At 72.6% G+C, this 7,961-nt stretch carries 9 protein-coding genes; 7 read left to right on the forward strand and 2 right to left on the reverse strand.

Annotated features, from left to right (window positions below; translation table 11 throughout):
- Positions 1 to 7 precede the first annotated feature (7 nt).
- The 5 genes from ACFQH9_RS27285 to ACFQH9_RS27305 all read left to right on the forward strand — a co-directional run bounded on the left by ACFQH9_RS27285 (position 8) and on the right by ACFQH9_RS27305 (position 5,693).
- A complete protein-coding gene (locus ACFQH9_RS27285) occupies positions 8 to 901 on the forward strand; it encodes a class II glutamine amidotransferase domain-containing protein (protein WP_379570435.1) in 894 nt (297 codons plus the stop codon).
- Entirely contained in the window at positions 898 to 1,581 is a 684-nt protein-coding gene (locus ACFQH9_RS27290) for a GltB/FmdC/FwdC-like GXGXG domain-containing protein (RefSeq protein ID WP_379570437.1), read from the forward strand. The genes ACFQH9_RS27285 and ACFQH9_RS27290 overlap by 4 nt, the downstream gene beginning before the upstream one ends.
- Entirely contained in the window at positions 1,581 to 2,909 is a 1,329-nt protein-coding gene (locus tag ACFQH9_RS27295) for an FMN-binding glutamate synthase family protein (RefSeq protein ID WP_379570439.1), read from the forward strand. The genes ACFQH9_RS27290 and ACFQH9_RS27295 overlap by 1 nt, the downstream gene beginning before the upstream one ends.
- Positions 2,902 to 4,080 (forward strand): NAD(P)/FAD-dependent oxidoreductase, encoded by a 1,179-nt coding sequence (locus tag ACFQH9_RS27300; RefSeq protein WP_379570441.1) that lies wholly within the window; start codon positions 2,902 to 2,904, stop codon positions 4,078 to 4,080. Before ACFQH9_RS27295 ends, ACFQH9_RS27300 begins: the two co-directional genes overlap by 8 nt.
- Positions 4,081 to 4,178: 98 nt before the next feature.
- Positions 4,179 to 5,693 carry an acetyl-CoA hydrolase/transferase family protein gene (locus ACFQH9_RS27305; RefSeq protein WP_379570443.1) on the forward strand — a complete coding sequence of 505 codons (1,515 nt, stop codon included), beginning with the start codon at positions 4,179 to 4,181 and terminating at the stop codon, positions 5,691 to 5,693.
- Positions 5,694 to 5,722: 29 nt separating this feature from the next.
- Here ACFQH9_RS27305 and ACFQH9_RS27310 read toward each other — a convergent pair whose 3' ends face one another.
- Positions 5,723 to 6,667, reverse strand: coding sequence for a class I SAM-dependent methyltransferase (locus ACFQH9_RS27310; protein ID WP_379570445.1), 945 nt, complete (start codon positions 6,665 to 6,667; stop codon positions 5,723 to 5,725).
- Positions 6,668 to 6,817: 150 nt separating this feature from the next.
- Entirely contained in the window at positions 6,818 to 7,249 is a 432-nt protein-coding gene (locus tag ACFQH9_RS27315; protein ID WP_379570447.1) for a MarR family winged helix-turn-helix transcriptional regulator, read from the reverse strand.
- A 107-nt stretch (positions 7,250 to 7,356) separates the two neighbouring features.
- Here ACFQH9_RS27315 and ACFQH9_RS27320 point away from each other — a divergent pair, with 107 nt between their 5' ends.
- Positions 7,357 to 7,647 (forward strand): DUF3040 domain-containing protein, encoded by a 291-nt coding sequence (locus tag ACFQH9_RS27320; protein ID WP_379570449.1) that lies wholly within the window; start codon positions 7,357 to 7,359, stop codon positions 7,645 to 7,647.
- Positions 7,648 to 7,735: 88 nt separating this feature from the next.
- A partial coding sequence (locus ACFQH9_RS27325) for an SPFH domain-containing protein (RefSeq protein WP_379570451.1) occupies positions 7,736 to 7,961 on the forward strand: 226 nt, incomplete at its 3' end.

Consider the following 7,961-nt stretch of genomic DNA (forward strand, 5'->3'; position numbering starts at 1 on the left):
ACGGCCCGTGTGCGGGATCGTCGGACTCCACCTGCGCGATCCCGAGCTGTACCCGCAGCTCGGGCGCCTGCTGGAGACCATGCTGTGCCAGGTCGTCGAGCGCGGCCCCGACTCGGCCGGGGTCGCCGTGTACGGCGATCGCCGCCGCTGCCCCGCGGGCCACGCCGCGGTGTCGGTCCTGGCCCCCACCGGTACCGATTTCGGGGTGCTCGGCCTCCCCGACCTGCTGGTCACCGAGGCCGGCGACACCACCGTCCTCGCCGCCCCGGTCACGCCGGACGCCCTGGTCGCCGCCGTCCGCACCACGGTGCCGCAGGCCACCGTCGTCGGCTCGGGCACGGACCTGACCGTCTACAAGGGCGTCGGGCACCCGCGCGCCCTCGCCGCGACCTACGACCTGGCGAACGCGCAGGGCTGGCAGGGCCTGGCCCACACCCGGATGGCCACGGAGTCCGCGGTCACCCCGCAGGGCTGCCACCCCTTCTCGGTCGGTCCGGACCAGTGCCTGGTGCACAACGGGTCCTTCGCCAACCACGCCACGATCCGCCGCGAGCTGCAGGCCGCCGGGCACGTGTTCGACTCGGAGAACGACTCCGAGGTCGGCGCCCGGTTCGTCGCCGACCGCCTGGCCCAGGGCGAGGAGCTCGACAAGGCCCTGCGCCTGCTGTGCGAACGCTTCGACGGCTTCTACACCCTGCTGGTGACCAGCGCGGACGGGTTCGCCGTGGTCCGCGACGCGATCGCCTGCAAGCCGGCGATCATCGCCGAGACCGACGCCTACGTCGCCATGGCCTCGGAGTTCCGCGCCCTGGCCGACCTGCCCGGCATCGCCGACGCCCGGCTCTACGAGCCCGAGCCCGAGCGCGTCTACGCCTGGACCCGTGAAGGAGTGGCCGCGTGACCAGCACGCTCGAGACCACCGTCGTCGACCTCGCGACCACCTCGGTCCGTGAGCTCAACGCGGAACTGCACGCCCCGAAGGCGACCCACTACGCCGTCGAGCACCCGCAGGGCGCGCACGCCCTCGCCGCCGGCGTCGCCACCCCGATCACCGTCGACATCCATGGGCACGCCGGCTACTACGCCGCCGGCATGAACGACGGCGGCACGATCACCGTGCACGGCAACGCCGGCACCGGCGTCGCGGAGAACATGATGTCCGGCCTCGTGCGGGTCACCGGGGACGCGTCGCAGTCCGCGGGCGCGACCGCGCACGGCGGGCTGCTGGTGATCGAGGGCTCGGCGTCGATGCGGTGCGGGATCTCGATGAAGGGCGTGGACATCGTCGTCGGCGGGGACATCGGTCCGATGAGCGCGTTCATGGCCCAGGCCGGGCGGCTGGTCGTGTGCGGCGACGCCGGCGCCGACCTCGGCGACTCGATCTACGAGGCCCGGATCTACGTCCGCGGCTCCGTCGCCTCCCTCGGCGCGGACTGCGTCGAGAAGGAGGTGCGCGAGGAGCACCGCGCCGAGCTGCGCCAACTCCTCGCCGCCGCCGGGATGCCGCACGACCCGGGCGAGTTCCGCCGCTACGGCTCCGCTCGCCGGCTCTACCACTTCACCTCGGGGAACACGTACTGATGCGCGACTACGCCCACTCTCCCTCACTCCGTGAGTCGGCCACCTTCGACCGCACCGTCATCGCGGACATTCAGCGCGCCGCCGCGACCGGCGTCTACGACATCCGCGGCTGGGGCGCCAAGCGCGCCCTCCCGCACTTCGACGACCTGCTCTTCCTCGGCGCCTCGATGTCGCGCTACCCGCTGGAGGGCTACCGGGAGCGCTGCGACACCGACGTCGTCCTCGGCGACCGCAACGCCCGCCACCCGCTGCACCTCGACATCCCCGTGACCATCGCCGGCATGTCCTTCGGCGCGCTGTCCGCGCAGGCCAAGGAGGCGCTCGGGCGCGGGGCGTCCGAGGCCGGCACCTCGACCACCACCGGCGACGGCGGCATGACCCCCGAGGAGCGCGGCCAGTCCACGCACCTCGTCTACCAGTACCTGCCCTCGCGCTACGGGATGAACCCCACCGACCTGCGCAAGGCCGACGCGATCGAGATCGTCCTCGGCCAGGGCGCCAAGCCCGGCGGCGGCGGCATGCTGCTCGGCCAGAAGATCTCCGACCGGGTCGCCGCCATGCGCACCCTGCCCGCCGGGATCGACCAGCGCTCCGCGTGTCGGCACCCGGACTGGACCGGCCCGGACGACCTCGCCATCAAGATCCTCGAGCTCCGCGAGATCACGGACTGGGAGAAGCCGGTCTACGTCAAGATCGGCGCCTCCCGCACCTACTACGACGTCAAGCTCGCCGTGGCGGCCGGCGCGGACGTCGTCGTCGTCGACGGCATGCAGGGCGGCACCGCCGCCACCCAGGACGTGTTCATCGAGAACGTCGGCATCCCGACCCTCGCCGCGATCCCGCAGGCCGTCCAGGCGCTGCAGGAGCTGGGCCTGCACCGCGAGGTCCAGCTGATCGTCTCCGGCGGGATCCGCACCGGCGCCGACGTCGCCAAGGCCATGGCCCTCGGCGCGGACGCCGTCGCGATCGGCACGGCCGCCCTGATCGCGTTGGGCGACAACGACCCCCGCTACTCCGAGGAGTACCGCAAGCTCGGGTCCGAGGCCGGGTTCTACGACGACTTCCAGGACGGTCGCGACCCCGCCGGCATCTCCACCCAGGACCCCGAGCTGGCCGCGCGGCTGGACCCGGTCGAGGGGGGCAGGCGGCTCGCGAACTACCTGCGGGTGCTCACGCTGGAGGCCCAGACCATCGCCCGCGCCTGCGGCAAGGCCCACCTGCAGCACCTCGAACCCGAGGACCTCGTCGCCCTGACGATCGAGGCCGCGGCCATGGCCCGCGTCCCGCTGGCCGGCACCAACTGGATCCCCGGAGGTCCCCGTGCCTGAGGTCGTGATCGTCGGTGGCGGGCTGGAGGGCTGCGCCACCGCCTGGGCCCTGACCCAGCGCGGGATCACCGACGTCGTCGTCGTCGAGCGGGACACCGTCGGCTCCGGCGGCACCGGCAAGTCCTCCGGGGTCGTGCGCTGCCACTACGGCGTGTCCTCCCTGGCCGCCATGGCCGCCCAGGCCCTGGAGGTGTTCGAGAACGCCGCCGAGATCCTCGGCGAGGAGATCGGTTTCCACCAGACCGGCTACGTCGTCGGCGTGGGGCCGGAGAACGTCGACGCGCTGCGCGCGTCGACGGCCGACCAGCGCGCCGTCGGCGTCCGCACCGAGGACATCGACGCCTCGGAGGTGCAGAAGCTCTGGCCGGTCGCCGACCTGGCGCCGTTCGCCGCCTTCGCGTGGGAGGAACGCGGCGGCTACGGCGACGCCTACCGCACCGCCCAGGCCTTCGCCGGCGCCGCCCGGCGCGCCGGCGTCCGGCTCCGTCAGGGCACCACGGTCACCGAGATCCTCGCCACCGGCGACAAGGTCGCCGGGGTCCGGCTCGCCGACGGCACCGAGATCGGCGCCGGCACCGTCGTCCTCGCCGCCGGCCCGTGGTCGGTGCCGCTGCTCGCCGCGCACGGCATCGACCTGCCGATCACCGTGCACCGCGAGCAGATCGTGCTCATCGACCCCGGCCGGGACCTCGGGCGCGTGCCCGTCTTCTCCGACCTGGTCTCGCTGCAGTACGTCCGCCCCGAGAGCGGCGGCGAGATCCTCTTCGGCAACTCCGACCTGGCCGAGCTCGAACCGGCCGACCCGGACCACTACTCCGACCGGGCCACCGAGGCCTTCCTCGACCTGACCGTCGAGAAGGTCGGCACCCGCTTCCCCGGCCTGGACGACGCCTCGATCGCCTCCACCTACGCGGGCTGCTACGACGTCACCCCCGACTTCAACCCCGCGATCTCCGAGACCCCGGTCGCCGGGCTGATCGTGGCCGCCGGGTTCTCCGGCCACGGCTTCAAGATCTCCCCCTCGGTCGGCCGCCTCGTGGCCGATCTCGTCGTCGACGGCCGCAGCAGCCACCCCGCCGTCCCCGAGTCCGACTTCCGCCTCGCCCGCTTCGCCGAGGGACGGCTGCTCCGCAGCCCCCATCCCTACGTCGGCGCCGGCGAGATGCGCTGAGCGAGCCGCGGAAAGCCGCGGGTTCCGCCCGCCCCCCGCCGGGGTACGCCCGACCGGGGCCGGTCCGGGGACCGGCCGGGGCCTGTGCGGGAGGGTCGATGGGCGACACGCGGATCGCGAATGCCGAGCTGCGCCGCAAGGTGGTGCCGGCCGAGGCGGCGGCCGCGTTGATCCCCGCGGGAGCGAACGTCGGGATGAGCGGCTTCACCGGCGCCGGCTACCCGAAGGCGGTGCCCCTGGCCCTGGCCCGGAGGATCTCCGACGCCACCGCCGCGGGCACCCCCTTCCGCGTCAGCGTGTGGACCGGCGCGTCGACCGCCCCGGAGCTGGACGGCGCCCTCGCCGAGGCCGACGGCATCGAGCTGCGGCTGCCCTACCAGTCCGACCCGGTGAGTCGCCGGAAGATCAACGCCGGCCTCATGGAGTACATCGACGTGCACCTGTCGCACGTGGCGCAGCTGGTGTGGGAGGGCTTCCTCGGCCATCTGGACGTGGCCCTCGTCGAGATCAGCGGCATCACCGAGGACGGACGGCTGGTGCCGTCCTCCTCCGTGGGCAACAACAAGACCTGGATCGACCAGGCCGACCGCGTGATCCTCGAGGTCAACTCCTGGCAGAGCACCGAGCTGGAGGGCCTGCACGACATCTACTACGGCACCGCCCTGCCGCCCCACCGCGTCCCCATCCCGCTCACCCGCCCGGGCGACCGGATCGGCACGCCCTACCTGGTGTGCCCGCCGGAGAAGATCGCGGCGATCGTCGAGACCGACCGGCCGGACCGCAACACGGCGTTCGCCGAGCCCGACGACGCCTCGCAGCGGATCGCGGGGCACCTGCTGGAGTTCCTCGAGCACGAGGTGGCCCACGGACGGCTCCCCGCCACCCTGCTGCCGCTGCAGTCCGGGGTCGGCAACGTGGCCAACGCGGTGCTGAACGGGCTCGGCGCGGGCCCCTTCGAGAACCTCACCGCCTACACCGAGGTGATCCAGGACGGCATGCTCGGGCTGCTGCGCTCCGGGACGCTGTCCGTCGCCTCGGCCACCGCCTTCTCCCTCAGCCCGCTCGCCGCCGAGGAGATCAACGCGAACGCGGGCGCCTACCGCGACCGGATCGTGCTACGGCCGCAGGAGATCAGCAACCATCCGGAGGTCGTGCGCCGCCTCGGCGTCCTTGCCATGAACGGCATCATCGAGGCCGACCTCTACGGCAACATCAACAGCACCCATCTGATGGGCAGCCAGATCCAGAACGGCATCGGCGGGTCGGGCGACTTCGCCCGCAACGCCTACATCTCGTTCTTCCTGACCCCGTCGACCGCCAAGGCCGGCGCGATCTCCAGCATCGTGCCGATGGTGTCGCACGTCGACCACACCGAACACGACGTGCACGTCCTCGTCACCGAGCAGGGACTCGCCGACCTGCGCGGCCTCGCGCCCCGGCGCCGGGCGCGCCAGATCATCGACCGGTGTGCCCACCCGGACTACCGGCCCCTGCTCGAGGACTACCACCAGCGCGCCCTCAGCGGATCGCCGGGCAAGCACACGCCGCACCTCATCGAGGAGGCCCTGGGCTGGCACGAGCGGTACCTGACGACCGGGAGCATGCGGGCCTGAGCACCCCGCCACGGCTCCCGCCCGGACCGTCAGCGCTTGCGGAGGGCCACCTGCCAGTCCTCGAACAACAGCTCGTACTGCCCCGCGAGCAGTGCGAGGAAGGCCCTGACCGCCGGGCCCGCGGACATGCCGAAGGAGTCGGGGAAGAGGGTGTGCTCGTAGTCGTCGAAGACGAGGATGCCGTCCGACCGCAGCAGCCGCCAGGACATCGCCGCGTCCTGGAGCACGTCGAGGATCTGGTGCGACCCGTCGACGTACACGAAGTCGAAGGCGTCCTCGGGCAGCAGCGGCAGGACCTGGTGGGAGCGCCCGCGCAGCGTGACGATCGCGTCCGCGCAGCCGGCCACCCGGATGTTGTGGTCGAAGTTCCGCTCCTGGCCCTCGTACTGGTCGAACGGGTCGACGCAGATCAGCCGGCTGCCGGCGCCGGTGAGCAGGTGGTTGGCGATCCAGCACGCCGAGCGGCCCTCGTAGGAGCCGACCTCGACGGCCTGCAGCCCGGGCCGTCCGGCCAGCTGCCCGAAGTGGTCGAGCCAGTGCGCCTCGTGGTAGGAGAACCAGTCCTGGGTGTACCGTCCCGGCAGGTCCAGCAGCTCGGGCTGGAAGCGGTCCATGATCAGCCGGCCGACCCGGTTCTTGGTCACGGCGGACACCGAGCCCTGCGTGGTCACCTGCTCCAGCAGGCCGCGGATCTGCTCGCGCCCGTACGCGAGCCCGGCCTCGCCGATCCGGCCGGAGCGGTGCCCGACCTGCAGGGTCTCCAGCTCGGTCACCGCGGCGTCCAGCATCACCGGCACGTCGACGTCGTCGAGGTCGCCGGTCCGCATCGTCCGGAACCACTCGAGGTAGGACGCGCGGAACGGCTCGCTCAGCACCGCCATCCGCTGCCGGATCGTCCGTACCCGGTTCGACGACGTCGCCGGGTCGCCCTCGTCCGGACGCCCTGACGGCGCCGCGCGGTCCTCCGGAACCATTCCGCATCATCTCCCCGGTTGTGTCGCACGAGGTCCGGGCCCGGCTCGCCCGGGGCGCCCCGACCGTTACCGCGGCGAGAGAGGCTGACGGGGGGGATCCGCGAGGTCGCGGCGTCCGGGGGAGCGACCACCTGCGGCGGCGCGCGTAGGTCAGTCCGCGGCCTCCCAGCTGGGCAGGGCGAGCACCGCGCTCATCCGCTCCAGCTCGCTGCGGTGCAGCGCGCTCAGCTCGGCGAGGATCCGCTCCCCGTCCGCGGTCAGGCCGACCCGCACCACGCGGGCGTCGTCGGGGTCGTGGGCCCGCTGCACCAGTTTCTGCCCCTGGGCCCGGTTCACCAGCTCGACGGTGCTGTGGTGGCGAAGCTGCAGGCGTTCGGCCAGCTCCCCCACGGTGGCCCACTCGCGCCCCGGGAACCCCTTGAGCGCGAGCAGCAGCTGGTACTGCTGAGGGGTGATGCCGTGGCGGCGCACCGTCTCCTCGCTGAACCTCAGGTAGCGGCGGATCCCGAACCGGAACCGCGCCAGGGCCTCGAAGTCCTGTTTGGTCAAGGGCGTCGCCGCCGGCCGGTCCTCCTGCTGCACGGTCACAGTGTGCTGCCGCCACCCCTCGGTCCACGGCGAGACCCCGCCTTGCCATATATGTCGTGTCACGATATAAATCGGCTGTGCGCCTGTGAAGTGGGAGGTGCGTGGTGTTCGACGACGATCATGACCACCGCACGCTAAACGAGCTCGAGTGGCACCTGTCGCTGGAGGACCCGGAGTTCGTCGGAAGGTTCGACCGCGGGCAGCAGCGGATGTCGGCACGGTTCCGCCACCGGCGTGGGAACCGGATCGCGTCGTCCGTCGCCCTGGCCGTGGGGGTTCTCCTGCTGCTCCTCGGAACGCCGGACGGGGCGCTCGCGGCGATGCTGACGACCGGCCTGGTGTGGCTGGCCTGGCGCTACCCGGACCTCTTCACCGGGACGACCCCGTCATGACGGCCTTGTCCCGTCGCCGTACCGGCGCGATCCGCCGGCGCGCTGCACACCGTCCGTCCGCAGAACATCTCCCGATCGGAGGCGACCGATGATCGTGGTGTGGATCCTGATCGCGCTGGGAGCGCTGTGCCTCCTGGGCGCGGTGACCAGCGTCCGCGTGGTGCAGGAGTTCGAGCGGGGGGTGGTGTTCCGCTTCGGCCGGGTCCGCCCGCAGACGCGGGGCCCGGGGCTCGCGCTGCTCGCCCCGCTGGCGGACCGGATGCAGAAGGTCAACCTGCAGGTGATCACCCTGCCGGTCCCCGCCCAGGACGGGA

Origin of the sequence: Pseudonocardia lutea (assembly GCF_042658055.1) — a bacterium.
GTDB classification, from domain to species: Bacteria; Actinomycetota; Actinomycetes; order Mycobacteriales; family Pseudonocardiaceae; genus Pseudonocardia; species Pseudonocardia lutea.

Coding starts and splice junctions, on each gene's coding strand:
- ACFQH9_RS27295 (WP_379570439.1), top strand. CDS start 1,581: ATGCGCGACTACGCCCACTCTCCCTCACTCCGTGAGTCGGCCACCTTC.
- ACFQH9_RS27310 (WP_379570445.1), bottom strand. CDS start 6,667: ATGGTTCCGGAGGACCGCGCGGCGCCGTCAGGGCGTCCGGACGAGGGC.
- ACFQH9_RS27305 (WP_379570443.1), top strand. CDS start 4,179: ATGGGCGACACGCGGATCGCGAATGCCGAGCTGCGCCGCAAGGTGGTG.